The 24,128-nt window shown below is 69.5% G+C and carries 21 protein-coding genes; 17 read left to right on the top strand and 4 right to left on the bottom strand.

The window, feature by feature from the left end:
• The first annotated feature begins 113 nt into the window (after positions 1-113).
• From ACEN9V_RS03800 to ACEN9V_RS03790, 3 genes are read left to right on the top strand one after another with little or no spacing between them, the layout of a single operon-like run.
• On the top strand, positions 114-803 hold the full coding sequence (locus ACEN9V_RS03800; RefSeq protein ID WP_413602191.1) for a DivIVA domain-containing protein: 690 nt from the start codon (positions 114-116) through the stop codon (positions 801-803).
• 1 nt (position 804) lies between these two features.
• Positions 805-1,464, top strand: a complete 660-nt coding sequence (gene lspA, locus ACEN9V_RS03795) for a signal peptidase II (protein WP_413602190.1) — start codon at positions 805-807, stop codon at positions 1,462-1,464.
• Positions 1,461-2,390: an RluA family pseudouridine synthase gene (locus ACEN9V_RS03790; protein WP_413602189.1), complete on the top strand. Its 930-nt coding sequence runs from the start codon at positions 1,461-1,463 to the stop codon at positions 2,388-2,390. Before lspA ends, ACEN9V_RS03790 begins: the two co-directional genes overlap by 4 nt.
• Positions 2,391-2,472: 82 nt before the next feature.
• Here ACEN9V_RS03790 and ACEN9V_RS03785 read toward each other — a convergent pair whose 3' ends face one another.
• Positions 2,473-3,897, bottom strand: coding sequence for an MDR family MFS transporter (locus ACEN9V_RS03785; RefSeq protein WP_413602188.1), 1,425 nt, complete (start codon positions 3,895-3,897; stop codon positions 2,473-2,475).
• Between the two features lie 61 nt (positions 3,898-3,958).
• Here ACEN9V_RS03785 and ACEN9V_RS03780 point away from each other — a divergent pair, with 61 nt between their 5' ends.
• The 7 genes from ACEN9V_RS03780 (at position 3,959) to ACEN9V_RS03750 (ending at position 12,287) form a co-directional block, all read left to right on the top strand.
• A complete protein-coding gene (locus tag ACEN9V_RS03780; protein ID WP_413602187.1) occupies positions 3,959-4,537 on the top strand; it encodes a TetR/AcrR family transcriptional regulator in 579 nt (192 codons plus the stop codon).
• 168 nt (positions 4,538-4,705) lie between these two features.
• Positions 4,706-8,188: a DNA polymerase III subunit alpha gene (gene dnaE, locus ACEN9V_RS03775; protein ID WP_402728977.1), complete on the top strand. Its 3,483-nt coding sequence runs from the start codon at positions 4,706-4,708 to the stop codon at positions 8,186-8,188.
• Between the two features lie 10 nt (positions 8,189-8,198).
• Positions 8,199-8,549 carry a DUF2200 domain-containing protein gene (locus ACEN9V_RS03770; RefSeq protein ID WP_413602186.1) on the top strand — a complete coding sequence of 117 codons (351 nt, stop codon included), beginning with the start codon at positions 8,199-8,201 and terminating at the stop codon, positions 8,547-8,549.
• Complete coding sequence (locus ACEN9V_RS03765; protein WP_413602185.1) at positions 8,546-9,373, top strand: hypothetical protein; 828 nt, start codon at positions 8,546-8,548, stop codon at positions 9,371-9,373. Before ACEN9V_RS03770 ends, ACEN9V_RS03765 begins: the two co-directional genes overlap by 4 nt.
• The gene (hisD, locus tag ACEN9V_RS03760; protein ID WP_413602184.1) at positions 9,370-10,689 is read left to right on the top strand and encodes a histidinol dehydrogenase; all 1,320 of its coding nucleotides are present in this window, start codon (positions 9,370-9,372) and stop codon (positions 10,687-10,689) included. Before ACEN9V_RS03765 ends, hisD begins: the two co-directional genes overlap by 4 nt.
• A gap of 33 nt (positions 10,690-10,722) precedes the next feature.
• On the top strand, positions 10,723-11,205 hold the full coding sequence (nrdR, locus tag ACEN9V_RS03755; RefSeq protein WP_402728452.1) for a transcriptional regulator NrdR: 483 nt from the start codon (positions 10,723-10,725) through the stop codon (positions 11,203-11,205).
• On the top strand, positions 11,202-12,287 hold the full coding sequence (locus tag ACEN9V_RS03750; RefSeq protein ID WP_402728453.1) for a quinone-dependent dihydroorotate dehydrogenase: 1,086 nt from the start codon (positions 11,202-11,204) through the stop codon (positions 12,285-12,287). Before nrdR ends, ACEN9V_RS03750 begins: the two co-directional genes overlap by 4 nt.
• A gap of 320 nt (positions 12,288-12,607) precedes the next feature.
• On the opposite strand, the gene ACEN9V_RS03745 is transcribed toward ACEN9V_RS03750, so the two are convergent.
• Positions 12,608-13,183, bottom strand: coding sequence for a DUF3043 domain-containing protein (locus tag ACEN9V_RS03745; protein WP_413602183.1), 576 nt, complete (start codon positions 13,181-13,183; stop codon positions 12,608-12,610).
• Between the two features lie 73 nt (positions 13,184-13,256).
• Here ACEN9V_RS03745 and ACEN9V_RS03740 point away from each other — a divergent pair, with 73 nt between their 5' ends.
• From ACEN9V_RS03740 to ACEN9V_RS03715, 6 genes are all read left to right on the top strand, one after another.
• Positions 13,257-14,714: a dipeptidase gene (locus tag ACEN9V_RS03740; protein ID WP_413602182.1), complete on the top strand. Its 1,458-nt coding sequence runs from the start codon at positions 13,257-13,259 to the stop codon at positions 14,712-14,714.
• A gap of 110 nt (positions 14,715-14,824) precedes the next feature.
• On the top strand, positions 14,825-15,199 hold the full coding sequence (locus ACEN9V_RS03735) for a HesB/IscA family protein (protein WP_281264201.1): 375 nt from the start codon (positions 14,825-14,827) through the stop codon (positions 15,197-15,199).
• A 281-nt stretch (positions 15,200-15,480) separates the two neighbouring features.
• Positions 15,481-16,380, top strand: coding sequence for a cytochrome c oxidase subunit II (gene coxB, locus ACEN9V_RS03730; RefSeq protein WP_413602181.1), 900 nt, complete (start codon positions 15,481-15,483; stop codon positions 16,378-16,380).
• Positions 16,381-16,391: 11 nt separating this feature from the next.
• Entirely contained in the window at positions 16,392-18,128 is a 1,737-nt protein-coding gene (ctaD, locus tag ACEN9V_RS03725) for a cytochrome c oxidase subunit I (protein ID WP_413602180.1), read from the top strand.
• Positions 18,129-18,132: 4 nt separating this feature from the next.
• Positions 18,133-18,552, top strand: a complete 420-nt coding sequence (locus ACEN9V_RS03720; protein ID WP_413602179.1) for a cytochrome c oxidase subunit 4 — start codon at positions 18,133-18,135, stop codon at positions 18,550-18,552.
• Positions 18,553-18,720: 168 nt separating this feature from the next.
• Positions 18,721-20,094 carry a glucose-6-phosphate dehydrogenase gene (locus ACEN9V_RS03715; protein ID WP_402728457.1) on the top strand — a complete coding sequence of 458 codons (1,374 nt, stop codon included), beginning with the start codon at positions 18,721-18,723 and terminating at the stop codon, positions 20,092-20,094.
• 196 nt (positions 20,095-20,290) lie between these two features.
• On the opposite strand, the gene ACEN9V_RS03710 is transcribed toward ACEN9V_RS03715, so the two are convergent.
• Together ACEN9V_RS03710 and ACEN9V_RS03705 are read right to left on the bottom strand one after the other, a co-directional pair.
• Positions 20,291-22,162, bottom strand: coding sequence for a glycoside hydrolase family 15 protein (locus tag ACEN9V_RS03710; protein WP_413602178.1), 1,872 nt, complete (start codon positions 22,160-22,162; stop codon positions 20,291-20,293).
• A gap of 73 nt (positions 22,163-22,235) precedes the next feature.
• The gene (locus tag ACEN9V_RS03705) at positions 22,236-23,285 is read right to left on the bottom strand and encodes an App1 family protein (protein ID WP_281264207.1); all 1,050 of its coding nucleotides are present in this window, start codon (positions 23,283-23,285) and stop codon (positions 22,236-22,238) included.
• Between the two features lie 140 nt (positions 23,286-23,425).
• Here ACEN9V_RS03705 and ACEN9V_RS03700 point away from each other — a divergent pair, with 140 nt between their 5' ends.
• Complete coding sequence (locus ACEN9V_RS03700) at positions 23,426-24,073, top strand: TetR/AcrR family transcriptional regulator (protein WP_413602177.1); 648 nt, start codon at positions 23,426-23,428, stop codon at positions 24,071-24,073.
• Positions 24,074-24,128 lie beyond the last annotated feature (55 nt).

Below are 24,128 nucleotides of genomic sequence, written 5' to 3'. Positions count from 1 at the left end.
GGTCGGGATCGATGCCCGCTCCGGTGGGCATCCGCACCGGGAGTCTCGCCTGGTACATTCGCAGCGAGACGTTTCGGTTCCACACGTTCAGCAGTTCTATTGAGGTGACGGCAATGGCTTTGACGCCGGAAGACGTAGTCAACAAGCGGTTCCAGCCGACCAAGTTCCGCGAGGGCTACGACCAGGACGAGGTCGACGACTTCCTCGACGAGGTCGTGGTCGAGCTGCGTCGCCTGACCCAGGAGAACGACGAGCTCCGTCAGCGCCTGCAGGCCGCCGAGTCCGCGCCGAAGTCGGCCGAGACCGAGCAGCCCGCCCCCGCTGCAGCGCCCGAGCCGGAGCCGGCCCCCGTCGTCGCCGCTCCCGAGCCCGCACCGGTGGCCGCTGCTGCAGCCCCGGCCGCCACGGTCAGCGCGGACGAGGACACCGAGGGCACCACGAACCTCCTGACGCTCGCACGTCGTCTCCACGAGGAGCACGTCCGCGAAGGCGTCGAGAAGCGCGACGCGCTCATCGCCGAGGGTCAGGCCCAGGCCGCGCGCCTCGTCTCCGATGCAGAGGCCAAGCAGCGCCAGATCATCGCCGACACCGAGAACACCAACCGTCAGCGTGTCGCGGTGCTCGAGCAGGAGCGCACGCAGCTCGAGGGCAAGATCGACGAGCTCCGCACGTTCGAGCGCGACTACCGCGCCCAGCTGAAGAGCTACATCCAGAGCCAGCTCAGCGAACTCGACTCCTCGTCGGGCACCGAGCAGTCTGGTCTCACCCCCGCGCCGGCATCGGCGCAGGGCTTCGGCAACTGATTTGTCCCAGCAAGACCAACGAGCGAAGGTCAGTGTCCGCGCGATCGCGGCACTGGCCTTCGCCGCTGTCGTGGTGGTGGCGTTCGACCAGGTCGTGAAGGCGATCGTCGTCGCGAACCTCCCGTACGGTCAGGTCGTCCCCGTGCTCGGGAACGCCCTGCAGTTCCTCTACGTCAGGAACCCCGGTGCCGCGTTCTCGTTCGCGGTGAACATGACCTGGGTGTTCTCGATCGTCTCCGCCGCCGTCGTGGTCGCGATCATCGTCTTCGCCCGGCGCATCCACTCGATGTGGTGGGCGATCGTGCTCGGCATGCTGCTCGGCGGGGCGCTCGGCAACCTCAGCGACCGGCTCTTCCGTGAGCCGGGGTTCGGGCAGGGGCACGTCGTCGACTTCATCTCGACGCCGTGGATGATGCCGGCGATCTACAACATCGCGGACTCGTTCATCTGCATCAGCATGGTGGTCTTCGTGCTGCTGGTCGTCTTCGGGGTGAACCTCGACGGCACCAGGACGGTGTCGTCCAAAAAGGGCGGACAGGAGGCTCGTGGCGACGCCGCCACGGACGCTGCGGTTCCCGAGTCGGGAACCGTCGCCGACGTCGCGGACACCAGCCGTGCCTCCCGTCCCTCGTCCGACTCGCTGGGGCACGACGCGACGTGACCGAGTCGCGTTCCCTGCCCGTTCCGGACGGGCTCGCCGGTGAGCGTGTCGACGCCGCCATCGCGAAGCTCCTCGGCTTCAGCCGGTCCTTCGCCGCCGACGTCGTGGCGGCCGGCGGCGTGCGCGTCGACGGTGCCGTCGTCGACAAGTCCGACCGGCTCCACGCGGACTCGTGGCTCGAGGTCGAATGGACCCCGAAGGAAGCGCCGCGGATCGTCCCCGCGGTCGTGCCCGGCATGACGATCGTCCACGACGACGAGGACATCGTCGTCGTCGACAAGCCCGTCGGCGTCGCCGCGCACCCGTCTCCCGGGTGGGACGGCCCGACGGTTCCCGGTGGCCTCGCCGCCGCCGGGTTCACCATCGCCACGTCCGGCGCCGCCGAGCGTGCTGGGATCGTGCACCGGCTCGACGTCGGCACCTCGGGGCTGATGGTCGTCGCGAAGACGGAGCTCGCGTACACGCACCTCAAGCGGGCGTTCAAGGAGCGCACGGTCGAGAAGGTCTACCACGCACTCGCGCAGGGACACCCGGACCCGACCTCCGGCACGGTCGACGCGCCCATCGGACGGCACCCATCCAGCGACTGGAAGTTCGCGGTCACCTCTGACGGCAAGCCGAGCGTGACGCACTACGAGACGCTCGAGGCGTTCCGGTCGGCGACCCTGCTCGAGGTGCACCTCGAGACCGGGCGCACGCACCAGATCCGCGTGCACATGGCCGCGACCAGGCATCCGCTGGTCGGCGACACGATGTACGGCGCGGACCCGGTGCTCGCCGAGTCGCTCGGGCTGACGCGGCAGTGGCTCGACGCCGTCCGGCTCGGGTTCGCGCACCCGCGGACCGGCGACTGGGTCGAGTTCCAGGCGGCGTACCCGGAGGACCTGGCGCTCGCGCTCGAGAAGATCCGCGGCGCGTCGGTCTGATCGCGCTGACACGCCCGCCGGGCTGATCACTCGACGGTGGTCACTCGACGGTGGTCACTCGACGGTGCTCACTCGACGGTGCTCACTCGACGGTGCTGGTCGCCGGCTGGCGGGTGGACGCGGACGTGGACACCGGTGTCTCGCCACCGGCTGCCTGACGACCGGGCAGCAGCAGCGCGAGCACCGTCGCGAACCCGGTGATGCCGATCGCCCACCAGAACGCCTGCTGGAACGCCGCAGCCGCGTCGCCCCCTGCCGCGGCGCCAGCGAGCACGACGGCGAGCACGGCAGTCCCGAACGCGCCGCCGAGCTGCTGGGCGAGCCGGGTGATGGTGCTGGCGTGCGGCATCTCCGGTCGGTCGAGCCCGACGAAGCCGACGGCCATGATCGGGATCATCACGGCACCGAGGCCGAGCCCGCGGACCACGAGGACGAGTGCGATCCACCACTCGTTCGTGGAGCCGTCCGCGAAGGCGAAGGGGATCGTCGCCGCGACGACCACGGCGAACCCGACGACCGCGACCAGCCGTGCACCGATCCGGTCCGTGAGGCGTCCGGCGAGCGATCGACTGAGCAGTGAACCGACGCCCTGCGGGATGAGCAGCAGCCCGGCACCGAGCGCGTCCGTCCCGCGCAGCTCCTGGAACGACAGCGGCAGCAGGAGCATCCCGCCGTACAACGCCGCGCCCATCAGGAACATCAGCGTGGCCGCGGCGGCGAGCGGACGGTGTCGGAGCAGGGCGAGGTCCACCAGGGCGGCACCCCGGCGGCGTGTGGCCCAGAGGACGAACGCGGCGAGCAGGACGACGCCGGCGCCGAGGGGTGCCCACACGTCGAACCGGGCGAAGCCGCCCGACCGGCTCGCGTTGCTCAAGCCGTAGAGGACGCCGACGACCGCGGGGGAGAGCAGCACGAGGCCCACGGCGTCCAGCCGCGCCGTGCCGACGGGTCCGTCCGCCGGCATGAACCGCCACGCGAGGACGAGTCCGGCGACCGCGAACGGAACGTTCACCCAGAACAGCCACGGCCAGCTGCCGGCACCGAGGATGAGGCCGCCGATGACCGGGCCGAGGATCGGCCCGAGCGCGGTGGGCAGCGACGCGATCGACATGAGCTTGCCGACGTTCCGTCCACCGGCCGCCTGCATCAGGAGCGTGGTCAGCAGCGGCATCATCGCGCCGGCGCCGACACCCTGGACGACACGGAACAGGATGAGGCTCGGCGCGTCCCACGCGAGGGAGCACAGGATGCTGCCGATCAGGAAGACCACGAGCGACGCCATCCAGAGGCGCCGCCCGCCGACGCGGTTCTGCAGCCACCCGACGAGGGGCACCGTGACGCCCATCGCGAGGAGGTAGCCGGTGCTGACCCACTGGATGGTGTCGACGCTGGTGTGCAGGTCGCGGCTGAGTGTGTGCAGTGCCACGCTCACGATCGTCGAGTCGAACAACGGTGCCATCGCACCGACGACCAGCGCGATGGCCAGTCTGCTGAGGTTCTTGTCCATTTGGAGATACGCTCCCGTTTCTTGTTGGCGCCAAGCTACTGCGGCGCGTTAAGATACGCAAGTGGATCTTGCAAGGACACGACGCCGCGGTGCCGAGCTCGAGTCGGCGCTGCTCGACGCCGCCTGGCAGGAGCTCGAGCAGGTGGGCTACGCCGGGCTGACCTACGAGGGGGTCGCTGCACGCGCCGAGACCTCGAAGCCCGTGCTCTACCGCAGGTGGCCGACGAAGGTGGACCTCGTGCTCGCGGCGCTGCAGCACGCCGGGCTGTTCGAGCGTCGTCCCGTCGTGGACACCGGGTCGCTCCGAGGGGACATCCTCGCGACGCTGCGGGACTTCAACGCGGCGCGGTCCGACTTCATCACCGTGATCAGCCTGTACATGTCGAACATCAACGCCGACACCGGACTGTCGCCGGCCGATCTCCGGTCCCGGTTGCTGGGGGGCCGGGCGACCATCGGCAGGGTGTTCCTCGAGCGCGCGGCGGCCCGTGGCGAGATCCCGGCCAGGGACTGGCCGGAGGGACTGGTGTCGCTGCCGTCCGACCTGATGCGGCACGACCTCGTGATGACACTGAAGCGGGTGCCCGACGCGCGGATCCTCGAGATCGTCGACGACATCTGGTTGCCGCTCATCCGCTGACGTCCGGGCAACGAGCGGCGCCGTCCGGGCCGGGATCGGTGCCGTCGGGGCCGCGGTTGTCGCCCGTCGCGGTTAGGCTGTTCCCACCCCGCAGCAGCGTCACCAACCGGAGGTTCCGTGTCGGATTCCGACTCCTTCGTCCACCTGCACGTGCACAGTGAGTACTCGATGCTCGACGGTGCCGCGCGACTGAACGACCTCGTCGCCGAGACCGCGGCGCAGGGCATGCCGGCCGTGGCGGTGACCGACCACGGCAACATGTTCGGGGCCTTCGAGTTCTGGAAGGCCGCCAAGGCCGGCGGCGTCAAACCCATCATCGGGACAGAGGCGTACATCACGCCCCGCACCCACCGGACCGACAAGACCCGGGTGCGTTGGGGCGACGGCGGCGGGGACGACGTCTCCGGTGCGGGTTCCTACACGCACATGACGATGTTCGCCGAGAACACGACCGGCATGCACAACCTGTTCCGGCTGTCGTCGAAGGCCTCGATCGAGGGCTACTACTTCAAGCCGCGCATGGACATCGAGCTCCTGCAGGAGTACCACGAGGGCATCATCGCCACGACGGGCTGCCCGTCCGGCGAGATCCAGACGCGCCTGCGCCTCGGGCAGTACGACGAGGCGATCAAGGCGGCAGCGGACTACCGCGACATCTTCGGCAAGGAGAACTACTTCGCCGAGGTGATGGACCACGGGCTCGAGATCGAGCGCCGGGTGATGAGCGACGTCATCAAGATCGCGAAGGACCTCGGCATCCCGCTGGTCGGCACGAACGACCTGCACTACACGCACTCCCACGACGCCAAGTCGCACGCGGCGCTGCTCTGCGTGCAGTCCGGCTCGACCCTGAACGACCCGAACCGCTTCAAGTTCGACGCCGACGAGTTCTACCTGAAGACCCCGCAGCAGATGCGGCACGTGTTCCGCGACAACCTCGACGCGTGCGACAACACCCTGCTGATCGCCGAGCGGTGCAACGTCGAGTTCGACACCTCGGCGAACTACATGCCGAAGTTCCCGGTGCCGGAGGGTGAGACCGAGCACTCCTGGTTCGAGAAAGAGGTGGCGAAGGGCCTGCAGTACCGGTACCCGGACGGCATCTCCGACGAGGTCCAGGCCCGCGCCGACTACGAGGTCGGGATCATCAACCAGATGAACTTCCCCGGGTACTTCCTCGTGGTCGCCGACTTCATCAACTGGTCGAAGGACCACGGCATCCGCGTGGGACCTGGACGTGGTTCCGGTGCCGGCTCGATGGTGGCGTACGCGATGCGCATCACCGACCTCGACCCGATCCGGCACGGGCTGATCTTCGAGCGCTTCCTCAACCCCGACCGCGTCTCGATGCCCGACTTCGACGTCGACTTCGACGACCGGCGCCGCGGTGAGGCGATCAAGTACGTCACCGAGAAGTACGGTTCCGAACGCGTCGCGCAGATCGTCACGTACGGCACGATCAAGGCGAAGCAGGCGCTCAAGGACTCCTCGCGCGTCCTCGGGTTCCCGTTCGGGATGGGCGAGAAGCTCACCAAGGCGATGCCGCCGCCCGTGATGGGCAAGGACATCCCGCTGACCGGGATCTTCGACAAGAACCACCCGCGCTACAAGGAAGCCGTCGACGTCCGCACCGTCGTCGAGACCGACCCGGAAGCCAAGACGGTGTTCGACACCGCGCTCGGGCTCGAGGGGCTGAAGCGCCAGTGGGGCGTGCACGCGGCCGGCGTCATCATGTCGAGCGACCCGCTGATCGACATCATCCCGATCATGAAGCGGGAGCAGGACGGCCAGATCGTCACGCAGTTCGACTACCCGGCATCGGAGTCGCTCGGCCTGATCAAGATGGACTTCCTGGGGCTCCGGAACCTCACGATCATCAGTGACGCCCTCGACAACATCAAGACGAACCGCGGCATCGAGCTCGACCTCGAGACCATGGGGCTCGAGGACCCCGAGGCGTACGCGCTCCTGCAGCGCGGTGACACCCTCGGCGTCTTCCAGCTCGACGGCGGCCCGATGCGTGGCCTGCTGCGGCTGATGAAGCCCGACAACTTCGAGGACATCTCCGCGCTCATCGCCCTGTACCGACCGGGCCCGATGGGTGCGAACTCGCACACGAACTACGCGCTCCGCAAGAACGGCGAGCAGGCGATCACGCCGATCCACCCGGAGCTCGAGGAGCCGCTCAAGGACATCATCGGCACGACCTACGGCCTGATCATCTACCAGGAGCAGGTCATGGCCATCGCGCAGAAGGTCGCCGGGTTCTCCCTCGGCCAGGCGGACATCCTCCGTCGCGCGATGGGCAAGAAGAAGAAGTCCGAGCTGGACAAGCAGTACGCGGGCTTCGAGAAGGGCATGCAGGACAACGGCTACTCGGCCGCTGCGATCAAGACGCTGTGGGACATCCTGCTGCCGTTCTCCGACTACGCGTTCAACAAGGCGCACTCCGCGGCGTACGGCGTGGTGTCGTTCTGGACCGCGTACCTCAAGGCCCACTACCCGGCCGAGTACATGGCGGCGCTGCTGACCAGTGTCGGCGACGCCCGCGACAAGCTCGCGCTGTACCTCAACGAGTGCCGCCGGATGGGCATCAAGGTCATGCCGCCGGACGTCAACGAGTCGATCGGCTTCTTCGCGGCAGTCGGCGACGACATCCGCTTCGGCATGGGCGCGATCCGGAACGTCGGGTTCAACGTCGTCGACGACATCGTGAAGGCCCGCACCGAGAAGGGCGCGTTCGACTCGTTCCACGACTTCCTCCGCAAGATCCCGATCTCGTCCGCGAACAAGCGGACCGTCGAGTCGCTCATCAAGGCGGGCGCGTTCGACGAGTTCGGCGACACCCGACGTGCCCTCGTGGAGATCCACGAAGGCGCGGTCGAGGCCGCGGTGAAGGTCAAGCGCGACGAGGTGCACGGCAACGTCGGGTTCGACTTCGACTCGCTCTTCGCCGAGGTCGCCGAGGAACAGCCCTCGATGACCGTGGTGTCACAGGTGCCCGACCGCCCGGAATGGTCCAAGCGCGACAAGCTGGCGTTCGAGCGCGACATGCTCGGGCTCTACGTGTCCGACCACCCGCTCGCGGGGCTCGAGATCGAGCTCGCGAAGCACCAGTCGGTCACCATCGCGGACCTGATCGGCATGGACGACTCGGTCGAAGGCGAGACGGTCACCGTCGCCGGCCTGCTGACGAGCGTGCAGCACCGCGTCGCGAAGACGAGCGGCAACCCGTACGGCATCGTCCAGATCGAGGACTTCGGCGGCGAGATCGGCGTGATGTTCCTCGGCAAGACCTACCAGGAGTTCGGGCCGTCGCTCGTGGCCGACTCGATCGTGGTGCTGCGTGGTCGTGTCAACGTGCGCGACGACGGCAAGGCGCTGCATGCGGTGAGCATGTTCCAGCCCAACCTCGGTGACGTCATGGGTTCCGGCCCGCTGACGCTGAGCGTGCCGGAGCGGCAGGCGACGACGGAGATCGTCACCGAGCTCGCCGCCGTGCTCGGTCGGCACAGCGGCGAGACGGAGGTCCGGCTGAAGCTGCTCAAGGACGACGTCGCCCGCACGTTCGAGCTGCCCTTCCCGGTGAACCTCACCCCGGACCTGTTCGGCGAGCTGAAGAGCCTGCTCGGTCCGCGCTGCCTGGTGTAGGGGAGCGGACGTGGCCGGACACCGCATCTTCGGGACGCCGTTCGCTGCGGTTTACCCGCTCTACCTCGCGAAGCTGGAGCGCAAGGGCCGGACGAAGGAGGAGCTCGACGCCGTCATCGCGTGGCTGACCGGTTTCGACGAAGTGGCGCTCGCGCAGCAGCTCGCCGACGAGTCGACGTTCGAGGCGTTCTTCGAACAGGCGACGCTCAACCCCGACGCGTCGCAGGTCACGGGGATGATCTGCGGCATCAGGGTCGAGGAGATCGACGACCCGCTGATGTGGCGGATCCGCGTCCTCGACAAGCTCGTCGACGAGCTCGCCAAGGGCCGACCGATGACGAAGGTCTTCCGGACTCCGTGATCGCGGGCGATGCTGCGGCTCCGGGGGAGGACGTCCTCCGCGCCTTCGGGGTGCAGGGGGCGGTGATCGAGCGACTCGTCGGTGGTCGCGGGCTGACGTGGCGCGCCGGGGCCGTTGTGCTCCGGCCGCACGACGGCCCCGCCGAGACTGACTGGCGTGCCGGCGTTCTCGCGTCGTTGCCGGACGGCGACGGGTTCCGGACCCCTCGACCCGTCCGGACGATCACTGACGAGTGGCGGCACGGCGCCTGGGAAGCGTGGGAGTGGCTCCCCGGACAGGCCGACGAGACCCGGGTCGCTGACGTCATCCGCGCGGGCACCGCCTTCCACCGGGCGATCGCCGGGCTCGAGCGTCCGGCGTTCCTCATGGCGAAGGACGACGCGTGGTCGCGTGCGGACCGGGCCGTGTGGGGTGACGGCGCGCTGCCCCGGGACCCGTCGCTCGACCGGCTGGTCGAGGCCTTCCGTCCCGTCGAGGCACCGTCGCAGCTGGTCCACGGCGACCTCCTCGGCAACGTGCTCTTCGTGGACGGGCACCCGCCGGCGGTCATCGACTGGCCGCCGTACTGGCGACCAGCGGGGCTCGGTGCCGCGATCGCCGCGGTGGACGCGGTCTGCTGGCACGGGCACCCGCTCGACGGCCTCGAGCGACTCGGCGACGGGGTCCCGGAGTGGTCGCAGCTGCTCGTCCGCGCGCTCGCGTTCCGGATCGCCACGCTGCTCGTCGCCGGCGCATGGGGGAGTGACGACGTCGAGCGGCACGCGCCCGTCATCGACGCCGTACTCGGACGTGCACCCCGCGTCGGTACGCTGGACGCCTCATGATGCAGCGAATCGACCTCCGTGGCGGACTGCCCGTCCGCGCCGAACTCCTCCGTCTCATGCCGCGTGCCGTCGGTGACGTCGGGCACGCGGTGGAAGCGGCCCGGGCGCTGGTGGACGACGTCCGCGAGCGTGGAGCCCAGGCGCTGCAGGAGCAGGCCGAGCGGTTCGACGGGGGAGCACCGGCGGCCGTCCGGGTGCCGGCCGCCGACATCACCGCCGCGGTCGCCGGGCTCACGCCGGAGCTCCGCACGGCGCTCGACGAGGCGATCCGCCGCGTCCGGGCAGCGAGTGCCGCCCAGGTCCCCGCCGCGTCCGTGACGACCCTGGCCGACGGCGCCGAGGTCCACCAGCGCTGGCAGCCCATGCGGCGCGTCGGGCTCTACGTCCCCGGCGGCAAGGCCGTGTACCCGTCGAGCGTCGTCATGAACGTCGTCCCGGCGCAGGTCGCCGGCGTCGGTTCGATCGCGCTCGTGTCCCCGCCGCAGCGCGACCACGGCGGCGCCGTGCACCCGACGATCCTCGCCGCGGCCGGGCTCCTCGGCATCGACGAGGTCTACGCGATGGGCGGAGCCGGAGCGATCGGCGCGCTGGCGTACGGCGTGCCGTCGATCGGCCTCGAGCCGGTCGACCTCGTCACCGGGCCCGGCAACAACTACGTCGCCGCAGCCAAGCGCCTGGTCCGTGGCGTGGTCGGGATCGACGCCGAGGCCGGCGCCACCGAGATCCTCGTCATCGCCGACGAGTCCGCCGACCCCGCGTACGTCGCTGCCGACCTCATCAGCCAGGCCGAGCACGACGAACAGGCCGGCAGCGTGCTGGTGACGACGTCGGCGACGTTCGCCGATGCGGTGGAAGCCGCCATCCCGGGACAGACGGCGGTGCTCGGGACGGCCACGCGCCTCCAGGCCGCGCTCGACGGCCCGCAGTCCGCAGTCGTCCTGGTGGACTCGCTCGCGGACGCGGCGACCGTGAGCAACGCGTACGGGCCGGAGCACCTCGAGATCCAGACCGTCGACGACGACGCGGTCCTGGCGGACATCGACGCGGCTGGTGCGGTGTTCGTCGGCCCGAGCACGCCCGTGAGTCTCGGGGACTACCTGGCCGGCTCGAACCACGTGCTGCCGACCGGCGGCCAGGCCCGGTTCGGCTCCGGACTGTCGGCGTCGACGTTCCTGCGACCCCAGCAGGTGATCCGCTACACGGCCGACGCACTGGCCGAGGTCGCTCCGCACATCGTCGCGCTCTCGACCGAGGAGCAGCTCCCCGCCCACGGTGCAGCGGTGACCGCCCGCACAGGTTCGCCCGTCGGCCCGTAGCGGGCGTGCCGAACCGATAGCCTGGGGCACGACATGTTCTGCCCCTTCTGCCGCCACCCGGACTCCCGCGTCGTCGACTCCCGCACGAGCGACGACGGCACCTCGATCCGTCGCCGCCGCCAGTGCCCGAACTGCGGGCGTCGCTTCTCCACGACGGAGACCGCATCGCTCAACGTCGTGAAGCGGAACGGGGTGCTCGAACCCTTCAGCAGGGAGAAGATCATCTCCGGCGTGCGGAAGGCCTGCCAGGGCCGCCCCGTGACGGACTCCGACCTCGCGGTGCTCGCGCAACGGGTGGAGGAGATCGTGCGGTCCTCGGGCGCCAGCCAGATCGAGGCGAACGACATCGGCCTGGCGATCCTCGACCCGCTGCGTGAACTCGACGAGGTCGCCTACCTGCGGTACGCCAGCGTGTACCAGGCGTTCGACTCGCTCGAGGACTTCGAGTCCGCGATCGGGCAGCTCCGCATCGACCACCACGGTGAGCCGCAGTCGACGACCGGGGCCGACGCGTGAGCGGCATCGCGGAACGCATCGTCCGCGCCGGGTACGGGGCCGTCTTCCGTGGCGTCTTCGCGAACATGGACCCCGAGCGTGCCCACCACCTGGCGTTCGGCGTCATCAAGGTGCTGCCGAGGGTCCCGATCGTGCGGGGGCTCGTGGAGCGGTACTCCCGTCCGTCGGCCGACGACGGCGTCACGACGATGGGCATCCACTTCCCGTCCCGGTTCGGCCTCGCCGCCGGGTTCGACAAGGACGCCAGGGGGATCGGCGGCCTCGGTCTGCTCGGCTTCGGGCACGTCGAGGTCGGCACGATCACGGCGAAGCCCCAACCGGGCAACGAGAAGCCGCGGTTGTTCCGGCTCATCGCCGACCGTGCCCTGATCAACCGCATGGGGTTCAACAACCAGGGTGCAGCGGCCGCGGCACGCCGGCTCGAGCGTGCTCGCCGGAACCCCGGTCGGCCCGTCATCGGCGTGAACATCGGCAAGAGCCGCGTGGTCGACGTCGCGGACGCGGTCGACGACTACCTCGAGTCGACGCGGCTCCTCGCGCCGTTCGCGGACTACCTCGCGGTCAACGTGAGCTCACCGAACACGCCGGGCCTCCGTGGGCTGCAGGAGCTCGACCAGCTCCGACCCCTGCTCTCCGCCGTGAACGACGCCGCCGGGCGGGTCCCCGTGCTGGTGAAGATCGCGCCGGACCTCACCGACGAGCAGATCGACGCGATCGCCGGGCTCGCGGTGGACCTCGGGCTCGCCGGGGTCATCGCGAACAACACGACGATCTCGCGCTCCGGGCTCGCGACCCCGGTCGCCGACGTCGAGGCGATGGGGGCTGGCGGACTCTCCGGGGCGCCGCTGTCCGCCCGGTCGCTCGACGTCCTGCGCCGCGTGCGCGCCGCCGTGCCGACCGACTTCTGCGTGATCGCGGTCGGGGGCGTCACCTCCGAGGCGGACGTGCAGGCCCGTGTCGACGCCGGCGCGACGCTCGTGCAGGGCTACACGGCGTTCCTCTACGAGGGGCCGACCTGGGCGACGCGGATCAACCGGCTGCGGCGGCGTCGGCTGAAGCGCGAAGCGCGCGCCGCGCGCTGAGCGCCGCCGGGGGCGCTGTCGCGTCCCCCCCGCTCACGTTCGCCGCGACCGGTCGCGACACCCCGCTCACGTTCTTCGAGCGGTCGCGTTCCGTCGGTCCCGGAAGGTCGCAACGACACTCTTCGACCGGTCGGCGGAAGACCGGCGACGTGTCGTGACCAGTCGACGGACGGGAGGCTCGTTGCGGCTCGGCTTCGAGCCTCCCGTCCGGCGCGTCACCGGACACGGCCCCCGGCGCGCCCACCCGGCTCCACCCCGCCGCGCGCCGGGACGACGAAGCGCCGCCGGCCAGGGGCCGGCGGCGCTTCGGGACGAACGGGTCAAACGGAGGGGTACTGACCGCGCTTGACCTGGGGCTTCGGCAGGCGCAGGAAGCGCAGCTGCCACGCCCGCGTCAGGATGTAGAAGAACGTTCCCTTCTGGAACACGCCGAACTTCGCGGTGAGCTTCTTGCGCAGCACGACCCAGAGCACGACGCAGTCGAGGATGAACAGCGCCACGAACGCCCACACGAGCAGCAGCGCGTACGAGGCGGCAGCGGTCTGCGACGCGACGAACCCGACGATCAGGAAGACCACGAGGACCGGCATCATCACCTCGCCGACGTTCCAGCGCGCGTCGATGTAGTCGCGCACGAACTTGCGCTGCTCGCCCTTGTCCTTCGCGGGGAGGTACCGTTCCTCGCCGTTGGCCATCCCGACGCGGGCCTTCTCGCGCTCGTTGTTGAGGCGGGCGCGCGCTGCCTTCTTGTCGACGGGCGTGTTGCCGACGAGCGGGCGGCGGTTCGCTGCCTCGCGCTCGCGGCGGGACGGCGTCGGACGACCCTTGCCCTGCTCCAGCAGTTCCTCTTCCGAGGGGTTGACTGTCGTGTTGGTCTTGGGTGCTGCCTTCGCCACGGTGATTCCTGCTGGTCGGTGAGCGGTGCGCCGGGGAACGCCCCGGCACCGGTTGTCCTCTAGATTACCGGGCATGACCGACCACGCACAGTCCGCACCCGCGACCGACTCCGACCTGCTCGACGCCCTCCGCGAACAGGTGCAGGGCGACCTGCCGACGACGATCGCCGACCTCTCGGGTCTGGTGCGGATCCCGTCGGTGTCCTGGTCGGCGTTCGACCCCGCGCACGTGCGGCGGAACGCGGAGGCCGTGGCCGACCTGGCGCGCAGCACCGGTGTGTTCGACGAGGTCAGGATCATCAGGAGCGCCGTCGAGGGCGACACGCCCGCCGGTGCCTCGGATGCGACCGGGACGGAGCTCGACGGCGTCGAGCTCGGGCAGCCCGCGGTCCTCGCCGTCCGCCCGGCCCGCAACGGCAAGCCGACCGTGATGCTCTACGCCCACCACGACGTCCAGCCGCAGGGCGACGACGCGCCGTGGGAGACCCCGCCGTTCGAGCCGACGCTCCGCGGGGACCGCCTGTACGGCCGCGGCGCCTCGGACGACAAGGCCGGCGTGATGACCCACGTCGCCTCGCTCCGTGCCCTGCACGCGCGGTTCGGCGACGACCTCGACCTCGGCATCGTCCTCTTCGTGGAGGGCGAGGAGGAGTTCGGCTCCCGCTCGTTCCGCACGTTCCTCCGCGAGCAGAAGGAGCACCTGGCCGCCGACGTCATCGTGGTGGCCGACAGCGACAACTGGTCCACCGAGGTCCCCGCGATCACGGTCTCCCTCCGCGGCAACGTGACGTTCAAGCTGACCCTGACGACGCTCGAGCACGCGAGCCACAGCGGCATGTTCGGGGGAGCGGCACCCGACGCGATGCTGCCGATGGTCCGGCTGCTCGCCTCGCTGCACGACGACGCCGGTTCGGTGGCCGTCGAGGGGCTGACCTCGTACGACGCGCCGGTGCCGGCCCGCAGCGAGGACGAACTCGCCGCCGATGCGGCGCTGGTCCCGGGTGCGAGGCCGGTCGGCACCGGCGACGTCCTGTCGCGCATGTGGTTCCAGCCCTCGATCACCGTCACGGGCATGGACGTCCCGAGCGTCGCGAACGCGTCGAACACGCTGCTGCCGACGGTCTCGGCGCGCGTCTCGGTCCGGGTCGCCCCCGGACAGTCCGCACGCGACGCGTACGCCGCCGTCGAGCGCCACATCGCCGCGCACACGCCGTTCGGCGCCCGCGTGGAGATCAGCGAGCCCGACGCCGGGGACGGCTTCCTCGTGGACACCAGCGGGTGGGCCGTCCGTGAGGCACGCACCGCGATGGCCGAGGGATGGGGCGCAGAGCCCGTGGAGCAGGGCATCGGGGGATCGATCCCGTTCGTGTCCGACCTGGCCGCCGAGTTCCCCGAGGCGCAGATCCTGGTGACCGGGGTCGAGGACCCCGACACGCGGGCGCACAGCCCGAACGAGTCCCAGCACCTCGGCGTGCTGCACCGTGCGATCGCGGCCGAGACGATCCTGCTGGCCCGCCTCGCGACGCGCTGACCTGCCTGGAGGCTCGGTGCACGTTCTCCACATCGGCTGCGGTCCGTCGGTGGGCGTGCTTACAATCGACCAGGCAGCGGTGACCGGCACCGCAGCAGAGGGAGGCGCGCATGAGCGACACCATCACCACCGAGACCACGGCCGCGACGGCACCGTCGTCGCACGGGGTCCTGCTCAGCGACGCCGCGGCGGGGAAGGTGGCGAGCCTCCTCGAGCAGGAAGGCCGTGACGACCTCCGTCTGCGCCTCGCCGTCCAGCCTGGTGGCTGCTCCGGGCTGATCTACCAGCTCTATTTCGACGAGCGTCTGCTCGACGGTGACGCCACCGCCGAGTTCGACGGGGTCGAGGTCGTCGTCGACAAGATGAGCGTCCCGTACCTCGACGGTGCGACGATCGACTTCGAGGACACCATCCAGAAGCAGGGCTTCACCATCGACAACCCCAACGCGCAGGGCAGCTGCGCGTGCGGAGACAGCTTCCACTGACCTGGGGCAGTCCCGACGACGCGAGCGGGGAGCGACCGACACGGTTGCTCCCCGCTCGCGTTTTCCGTGCTCGCAGGCCCGCGATGACCAGGGAAAAACCGAGTCGGACACGGTCGGATCGGGCCCGAGGGTGTGTCGGGCGTGCACGAGGCGTCACCAGCTGCGAGTAAGCTAGGAGTGTTCCAACCAAGCTGGGAGCCAGCCATGAGACGCCTTCGTGCGCCTCGCGTCGGTCTTCGACGCAACTGCGCTCCGGGTTCACGTCATTCCGAGAGGTAACAGTGCGTTCGAATCGCCGTATACGTTGGGCGGCCGTCCCGGTGGCCGTCGGTCTGGTCATCGCACTGGCGGGTTGCTCGCAGCAGCAGCTCAACGGGTGGCTGCCGGGCACCGATGAGACGAAGGACGTCACGAACCACACCAGCCGCATCGTCGGCCTGTGGACCACCAGCTGGATCGTGCTCCTCGCCGTCGGGCTCATCGTGTGGGGCCTGATCATCTGGGCAGCGATCGTCTACCGCCGTCGGAAGGGCCAGACCGGCCTCCCGGTGCAGATGCGCTACAACATGCCGCTCGAGATCTTCTACACGATCGTGCCGCTCATCCTCGTGCTGGGCTTCTTCGCCTTCACCGCCAAGGACCAGGCCGCGATCGAGAAGCCGTTCGCGCAGCCGGACACCACGGTGCACGTCTACGGCAAGCGCTGGGCGTGGGACTTCAACTACATCGACCAGAACGACCCGTCGAAGAGCGTCTACTACCAGGGCATCCAGGCCCAGGAAGAAGAGAACAAGAACGGCGCGATCGACGAGTCGCAGCTCCCGACCCTCTACCTGCCGGTCGGCAAGAAGGTCAAGATCGAGCTCGACTCCCGCGACGTCGACCACTCCTTCTGGATCATCGACTTCTTGTACAAGAAGGACATGCTCCCCGGGAAGACGAACTACGAGTACTTCATCCCGCAGAAGGAAGGCACGTACCAGGGCAAGTGCGCCGAACTCTGCGGCGAGTACCACTCCCTCATGCTCTTCCAGGTGAAGGTCGTGTCGCCCGCCAAGTACGAGGCGTACCTCGACACCCTCAAGGACCAGGGCAAGGTGGGCCTGCTCGGCGACGAGTACAACACCAACACGAACCAGCCTGACAACAAGGCGCCCGTCACGGCGTCGGACGACAAGTAGGGGCTCGCCAGATGACCACGTCATTCGTCGGCCAACCGACCAGCACCTCGACGCCGGACTTCCAGGCGTCGAAGGTCGGTCGGAAGGGCAACATCATCGTCCGGTGGATCACCTCCACGGACCACAAGACGATCGGGTACATGTACCTGATCACGTCGTTCCTGTACTTCCTGCTCGCCGGCGTGATGGCGCTCGTCATCCGCGCGCAGCTCTTCGAGCCGGGGCTGCAGCTCGTCGCGACGAAGGAGCAGTACAACCAGCTCTTCACGATGCACGGCACGATCATGCTGCTGCTGTTCGCGACGCCGCTGTTCTCGGGCTTCGCGAACGCCATCATGCCGCTGCAGATCGGTGCGCCGGACGTCGCGTTCCCGCGTCTGAACGGCTTCGCGTTCTGGCTCTACTTCTTCGGTGGGCTCATCGCCGTCGGCGGCTTCCTCACCCCGCAAGGTGCGGCGTCGTTCGGCTGGTTCGCCTACGCGCCACTGAGTGACACCACGTTCACACCAGGGCTCGGTGGCACGTTGTGGGTCTTCGGGCTCGGCCTGACGGGCTTCTCGACGATCCTCGGTGCGGTGAACTTCATCACGACGATCATCACGATGCGCGCCCCCGGCATGACCATGTTCCGCATGTCGATCTTCACGTGGAACACCCTCGTGACGTCGCTCCTCGTGCTCATGGCCTTCCCGGTCCTCGCCGCCGCACTGTTCGGGCTCGGTCTCGACCGGGTGTTCGACGCCCAGGTGTTCAATCCCGCGAACGGTGGAGCCCTGCTCTGGCAGCACCTCTTCTGGTTCTTCGGCCACCCAGAGGTGTACATCATCGCGCTGCCGTTCTTCGGCATCGTCTCCGAGGTCTTCCCGGTCTTCAGCCGCAAGCCGATCTTCGGGTACAAGACCCTCGTCTACGCGACCATCTCCATCGCGGCCCTCTCGGTCACGGTGTGGGCGCACCACATGTACGTCACCGGCTCGGTGCTGCTGCCGTGGTTCTCGCTCATGACGATGCTCATCGCGGTCCCGACCGGCGTGAAGATCTTCAACTGGGTCGGCACGATGTGGCGCGGCTCGGTGACCTTCGAGACCCCGATCCTCTGGGCGATCGGCTTCCTGATCACCTTCACGTTCGGCGGTCTGACCGGTGTCATCCTGGCCTCCCCGCCGCTCGACTTCCACGTGTCGGACTCCTACTTCGTCGTCGCGCACTTCCACTACGTGGTCTTCGGCACCGTCGTGTTCGCGATGTTCTCCGGCTTCTACTTCTGGTGGCCGAAGTGGACGGGTCGCATGCTCAACGAGCGCCTCGGGAAGATCCACTTCTGGCTGCTCTTCATCGGCTTCCACACGACGTTCCTCATCCAGCACTGGCTGGGCGTCATCGGCATGCCGCGTCGCTACGCGACGTACCTGCCGAACGACGGCTTCACCTGGATGAACCAGCTGTCGACCATCGGCGCGATGATCCTCGGCATCTCGTTCCTGCCGTTCATCTTCAACGTCTACGTCACCGCGCGGAACGCCCCGAAGGTGGCCGTGAACGACCCGTGGGGCTACGGCCGCTCGCTCGAGTGGGCGACCAGCTGCCCGCCGCCGCGGCACAACTTCACGTCGATCCCGCGGATCCGTTCGGAGTCCCCGGCGTTCGACCTGAACCACCCCGAAGCGGGTGTGCCGATCGGTGTGGGTCCCGCGAAGGACGCTCCCGATGCCCCGACCTACGACGCCGCGAAGGGCGAGGTGAAGTAAGGCGATGCGCGCCAACGTCAACCTGTTCTGGATCCTCTTCGGGTTCTTCATCCTCGCGGACGCCGCGTACACGATCTGGTTCGCCCTCGCCCACAACGGTGGGTGGGAGCCAGTCGGCACGGTCGGCATCGGCCTGGTCGGGCTCATGGCCGCGTTCATCGCGTTCTACCTCGGCCGCGTGCTCTCCGCCCAGGGCGGGGACCTGCCGGAAGACCGCCAGGACGCCAACATCGAGGACGGCGACGCCGAGCTCGGGCACTTCAGCCCGTGGTCGTGGTGGCCCATCCTCCTCGCCGCGTCGACGTCGATCTGCTTCCTCGGTGTCGCAGCCGGCCTGTGGATCGTCCCGATCGGTCTGGCGCTCGTCGCCGTGACGCTGGTCGGCTGGGTCTTCGAGTACTACCGCGGCAACTTCGGGCACTGACCCACGACAGACGCGCTTCGGGCGGCACCAACTTCGGTGCCGCCCGAACTGCGTCCTGACGACCTCCATGAGAGCGCGCGCAGCCCGCCGCTCATCAGGGAATCAACCGGCCCGTGTACGGCTTGCAGCCATGCGGACCCATCCACCACGCGAAAGGAGTCACCACCGGTGACCGACAAGCGCACACTCATCATCTTCGGTGCGACGGGCGACCTCGCCTCCCGCCTGCTCCTGCCGGGCCTCGGCACGTTCCTGCAGAGCGGCCGTGCCGTCCCCGTCCAGCTGATCGGCACGGGCCGCAGTGAGCGCACCCCGGAGAAGTGGAAGGACATCGTCACGAAGTCCTTCGCCTCGCAGGACGTCAAGGGACCCGAGGTCGACGCGACCATCGAGTCGACGATCTTCATCCAGGGCGACCCGACCGACCCGAAGCACCTCAAGGCGCTGCTCGACGCCGCCGAGAACGAGCCGATCCTGTACTTCGCGCTCCCGCCGCAGATCGCGTCGGACATCTGCGAGGCCCTGCAGTCGGTCGACCTCCCCGAGGGCACGACCCTGGCGTTCGAGAAGCCCTTCGGCACCGACGTCGCCAGCGCCAAGGCCCTCAACGAGACGGTCCTCAAGATCGTCCCCGAAGAGCGCGTGCACCGCACCGACCACTTCCTCGGCCGGACCACGGTCCTGAACATCATCGGTCTGCGTTTCGCGAACCGCCTGTTCGAGCCGATCTGGAACGCGGAGAACATCGAGAAGGTCGACATCTTCTACGACGAGACCCTCGGCCTGGAGAACCGCGCCCAGTACTACGACGAGGCCGGCGCGATGGTGGACATGATCCAGTCGCACCTGCTGCAGATCCTCGGCCTCGTGACGATGGACGCCCCGGCTGCCATCGACGCCGTCGAGTTCCGCTCGTCGCTCGCCCGTGCGCTCCGCTCGACCCGACTGAAGGGCGACGACGCGAAAATCGCCTCGCGCCGCGCGGTGTACACGGCCGGCACGATCGACGGCAAGGAGCTCCCGTCCTACCAGGACGAGCAGGGCGTCGAGCCTGGTCGTCAGACCGAGACGCTCGCCGAGATCTCGGTGGAGGTCGACACCGCACGCTGGAAGGGCGTCCCCTTCACGCTGCGTTCCGGCAAGGCGCTCGGCGCGAGCCGCAAGGAGGTGCTGATCACCTTCAAGCCGGTTCCGCGCCTGCCCTCCGGCCTGACCGGTCGCCCGAAGACGGACACGCTGCGCATCGTCCTGAACCCGGACGAGATCGAGCTGACCGTGTCGGCGAACGGTGGGGGCAACCCCTTCGAGATGGGCCAGGTCACGCTGTCGTCGTCGTTCAGCGACGGCGAGCTGACCCCGTACGGCGAGGTGCTCAACGGGATCTTCCACGACGACCCGCTGCTCTCGATCCGCGGCGACGTCGCGGAGCGGTGCTGGGAGATCGTCGAGCCCGTCGTCGCCGCCTGGAAGGCGAACGAGGTCCCGCTCGAGGAGTACCGCGCGGGTTCGCGCGGTCCCGCGGACTGGGAGTCGTCGTCCTGACGCACTGATCCGGACCACACACGGACGGGAGGCGCGGTGCCAGCTGGCACCGCGCCTCCCGTCCGTCGTCTGCGTGCGTTCCGTCCCACAACGGCCGCAATGGAAAGCCGAAACGCGCGTAGGTGGTCGGGATTCCGCGCCTCCTACGCCCGATTCGGCCCCCTCCGCGCGATTCGGCCCACAGGGCGGCGGCGCGTCAGGCCGGGGTGCCCGCGCGCTCGCCCTCGCCCGTCCACGACCTGGTGCCGCCGTCGTGCTGGGGGATCCGGGTGCGGTGCCCCGTCGCCTTGCCGCGGGCACGTTCGATCGCGTCCGCCGCGGCCACCAGCGTCAGGTGCGAGAGCGCCTGCGGGGTGTTGCCGATGTGGTGCCCCGTCTCGACGTCGATCTCCTCCGAGAGCATGCCGACGTCGTTGGCGTACCCGACGAGCACGTCCATGAGCCGCTCGGCGTCCTCGATTCGCCCCGATGCCGCGTACTGCTCGACCAGCCAGAACGAGCAGGCCAGGAACGGGTGCTCGCTGCCGCTCAGCCCGTCGAACCCGGCCGTGGTGCGGTACCGCAGCACGAGCCCGTCCGAGCCGACGCGGAGGTCCTCCTCGATCGCGGCGACGGTCCCGAGCATCCGCGGGTCGGTCGCCTTGCAGTAGCCGATCTGCGGCAGGACGAGCAGGCTCGCGTCCACCTCGTCGGTGTCGTAGTGCTGGCGGAAGGAGCCGCGTTCGGCGTTCCACCCGTGCTCGTCGATCTCCGCACGGACGGCGTCGCGGAGCCGGCGCCAGCGGTCCACGGGGCCTTCGAGTCCGAATTCCTCGACCGCGGCGACCCCTCGGTCGAACGCGGCCCAGATCATCGCCCGCGAGTGCGTGAAGCTCCGCCGGGGGCCGCGCATCTCCCAGATGCCGTTGTCCGGTTCCTGCCAGTGCTCCTCGACGTAGCCGAGCAGGGCCCGCTGGAGCGCCCACGAGTCGGCGTTCTCCTCGACGCCGAGCTCGCGGGCGTCGTGGAGCGCCGCGAGCACCTCGCCGAACACGTCGCCCTGGTACTGCGTGTACGCACCGTTCCCCACCCGCACGGGCTTCGATCCCGCGTACCCGGCGAGGTGGTCGAGCTCACGTTCCGGCAGCTCGCGTTCGCCGGCGATGCCGTACATGATCTGCACGTCGGCCGGGTCGCCTGCGATCGCCCGGAGCAGCCAGCCGCGCCAGTGCTTCGCCTCGTCCTGGTAGCCGTGGGCGATCATCGACGCGAGTGCCAGCGAGGCGTCGCGGAGCCAGACGTACCGGTAGTCCCAGTTGCGTTCGCCGCCCGGGTCCTCCGGCAGGCTCGTGGTGGCCGCGGCGACGACCCCGCCGGTCTCCGCGTGGGTCATCGCACGGAGGAAGAGCAGCGATCGGCGGGTGGCGTCGGCGTACCGGCCGCCGACGCGGGCGGTGCCGGTCCAGTCGCGCCACCACTGCCTGGTGCGGTGGAGTGCGTCGTCGACGTCGAGTTCCTCCGGGGGCTCGCGGTGCGACGGGTACCAGGTCAGCACGGTGTCGAGCACGTCGCCGTCGTGCACCGTACGGGTCGCGACGTGACGGTGGTCGTCGGCGTGGAACCGGACGCCGCGGACGATGACCGACCCGGGCCCCGCCGTCGCGACGAGTGCTGGGTCGTCGTCGTCGCCGACCTGGCGGACCCAGGGGAGTGCGCGGGCGTAGTCGAACCGGATGCGCAGGGCCTGTCGGACCTCGACCTCGCCCGTGAGCCCCCTGACGCGCCGGACGACCGATGCCCGGTGCGCGCCGATTGGCATGAAGTCGGTGACCTCGACGACGCCGGTGGACGTGGTCCAGATCGTCGTCAGGACGAGGGTGTCCTCCTCGTACCGACGCTCGGCGATGGCGTCGGGGTCGGTGGGTCGGAGCGTCCAGTGCCCGTCGTGCTCGCCTCCCAGCAGGGACGCGAAGGTCGAGGGGCTGTCGAAGCGGGGGAGACACGCCCAGTCGATCGTGCCGGCACGGTCCACCAGTGCGGCCGTGTAGCAGTCCCCGATGATCGCGTGGTCCTCGATGCGTTGCGCCATGCCCCCGATCGAACCACTGACCGCCGATGTTCCACCGGCGTCATGCGTCACCGACTGAGAGTGCGCGCAGGCTCTAGTCGAGTTCGGTGATCCCGACGCGGGCGAGCTCGGTCCAGAGACCGGCGCCGTCCGGGGCGTAGACCCACGGCGCGGCGGATTCCCTGGAGCGTTCCTGGGCCCTGGACCGCCCACCGGCGAGGACGGCCTCACTCGTGGACAGCTGCCGGATCGCGACACCCGCGACGTTGTCCGGGTGCTCGCGCGCGAAGTCGCCGTACAGGGTCTCGTCGTGCTGCCCGTCGTCACCGACGAGCAGCCACTTGATGTCCGGGAAGTCGCGGGCGAGCCGCCGGAGGTTCTCGTGCTTGTGCAGCTGCCCGCTCCGGAAGAAGCGGTCGTGCGTCGGGCCCCAGTCGGTGAGCAGCAGGGTGCCGGACGGGTACATGTTCCTGGTGAGGAAGCGCTGGAGCGTCGGCCCGACGTTCCACGCACCGGTGGAGAGGTACACCGTCGGCGACCCGGGGTGCTGCGCGAGCACACGCTCGTAGAGGACGGACATGCCGGGGACCGGGCGGCGCGCGTGCTCGGTGAGGACGAAGGAGTTCCACGCGGCCAGCATCGGACGGGGGAGCGAGGTCACCATCACGGTGTCGTCGATGTCGGACAGCAGCCCGAACCGCGTGTCCGGGTGCACGACGAAGACGTCGGCCTCGGCGTCGCGCTGCCCGCCGGCGGACAGCCTGATGGTCTGCCAGCCCGGTTCGAGGTCGATCGGGACGATGGTGTCGACCACGCCGCCACGGTCGGACTGCACGGTGTGGGTGACCCCGCCGGCGGTGATGGTCACCTCGGCGTGGTCGACCGCCACGCTCGTGAAGGTCCGCCAGCCGCGGACACCGGTGTACGCCGCGTCCGAGGCGAGTCCACGCCGGGTCAGCAGCACCCGGCAGAGCACCCGGATCCACCCGGGCGCGCCGTACCCGGTGTACGGGATGACGGTCGGCACGAGGCCGCGTCGACGGGCGCGCTGTTCACGGAACTCCTGCACGGCGTCCTCGATCCGGGCGGCACGATGCAGGATCGGCTCGGCCAGCGACGGTTCGTGGGACGTCGGGTCGGGCATCGGCCCATCATCCCACGGAGGGGTGGAGGATGGGCACGACGCACTCGACACCCGGAGAATCGCAGCGGGATTCCAGCCGGGCTCTGCGAGAGTTGCCCCGTCACACAATCAGCCCGCGGTCGCCGCGAGAAGGAGAACACGTGCTCGTCACCGAGGTTTCGAACGCACTGCCGGGGGGATCATCACTGCTCAGGAACGAGCCGGTCCAAGCCCGCAGTTCGGCGCGCCTCGCCGGGCTCCTCGACGCCGCAGCCGCGGTGATCGACGAGATCGGCTTCGAGCGGCTCACCACGGCCATGGTCGCCGAACGGGCGGGGGCGTCCATCGGCACGGTCTACCGGTACTTCCCGGACCGCATCGCCGTGGTCGAGGCGCTCGCCATCCGCTGCACGCAGCGGCTCGCGTCCCGGTTCGTCGACGCGCTCGACGCCAGCGGCGCGACGACCTGGCAGGACGCCTGCGACGCGCTCATCGACATGACGAGCGAGATGTACCGGGCCGAGCCGGGGTTCCGCGCGATCCGCTTCGGCGACGCCGCGGACTCCGGCGTCGGTGACGAGGAAGACCGCATGGGTGCCCTCGGCGGGGCGGTCGGCGCGATCATGCGCGAGCGCTTCGGCCTGCCGGACAACGACGCCGTCGCGCGAGCGTGGGTCGTCCTCGCCGAATCCGGACACGCAGTGCTGGCCAGGGCACACCAAGACCGCGAGCACCCGGACACCGGGCTCATCGCGGCATACCGCGTCATGAACAAGACGTACCTGGAGTCGGTGATCGCCGCCTCCTGACCACCGGTCACCAATCCGAACGGCGCCCGCCCTCCGAATTGGAGGCGCGGGCGCT

Source organism: Curtobacterium sp. Curtsp57, assembly GCF_047324335.1.
GTDB lineage: Bacteria > Actinomycetota > Actinomycetes > Actinomycetales > Microbacteriaceae > Curtobacterium.
This window is presented reverse-complemented; position numbering and strand designations above follow the sequence as displayed.

What these genes read in the sequence shown, in the direction of transcription:
- ACEN9V_RS03800 (WP_413602191.1), top strand. Translation starts at nt 114, where the DNA reads ATGGCTTTGACGCCGGAAGACGTAGTCAACAAGCGGTTCCAGCCGACC.
- ACEN9V_RS03785 (WP_413602188.1), bottom strand. Translation starts at nt 3,897, where the DNA reads ATGGACAAGAACCTCAGCAGACTGGCCATCGCGCTGGTCGTCGGTGCG.
- dnaE (WP_402728977.1), top strand. Translation starts at nt 4,706, where the DNA reads ATGCTCGACGGTGCCGCGCGACTGAACGACCTCGTCGCCGAGACCGCG.
- hisD (WP_413602184.1), top strand. Translation starts at nt 9,370, where the DNA reads ATGATGCAGCGAATCGACCTCCGTGGCGGACTGCCCGTCCGCGCCGAA.
- nrdR (WP_402728452.1), top strand. Translation starts at nt 10,723, where the DNA reads ATGTTCTGCCCCTTCTGCCGCCACCCGGACTCCCGCGTCGTCGACTCC.
- ACEN9V_RS03740 (WP_413602182.1), top strand. Translation starts at nt 13,257, where the DNA reads ATGACCGACCACGCACAGTCCGCACCCGCGACCGACTCCGACCTGCTC.
- ACEN9V_RS03735 (WP_281264201.1), top strand. Translation starts at nt 14,825, where the DNA reads ATGAGCGACACCATCACCACCGAGACCACGGCCGCGACGGCACCGTCG.
- ctaD (WP_413602180.1), top strand. Translation starts at nt 16,392, where the DNA reads ATGACCACGTCATTCGTCGGCCAACCGACCAGCACCTCGACGCCGGAC.
- ACEN9V_RS03720 (WP_413602179.1), top strand. Translation starts at nt 18,133, where the DNA reads ATGCGCGCCAACGTCAACCTGTTCTGGATCCTCTTCGGGTTCTTCATC.
- ACEN9V_RS03710 (WP_413602178.1), bottom strand. Translation starts at nt 22,162, where the DNA reads ATGGCGCAACGCATCGAGGACCACGCGATCATCGGGGACTGCTACACG.
- ACEN9V_RS03705 (WP_281264207.1), bottom strand. Translation starts at nt 23,285, where the DNA reads ATGCCCGACCCGACGTCCCACGAACCGTCGCTGGCCGAGCCGATCCTG.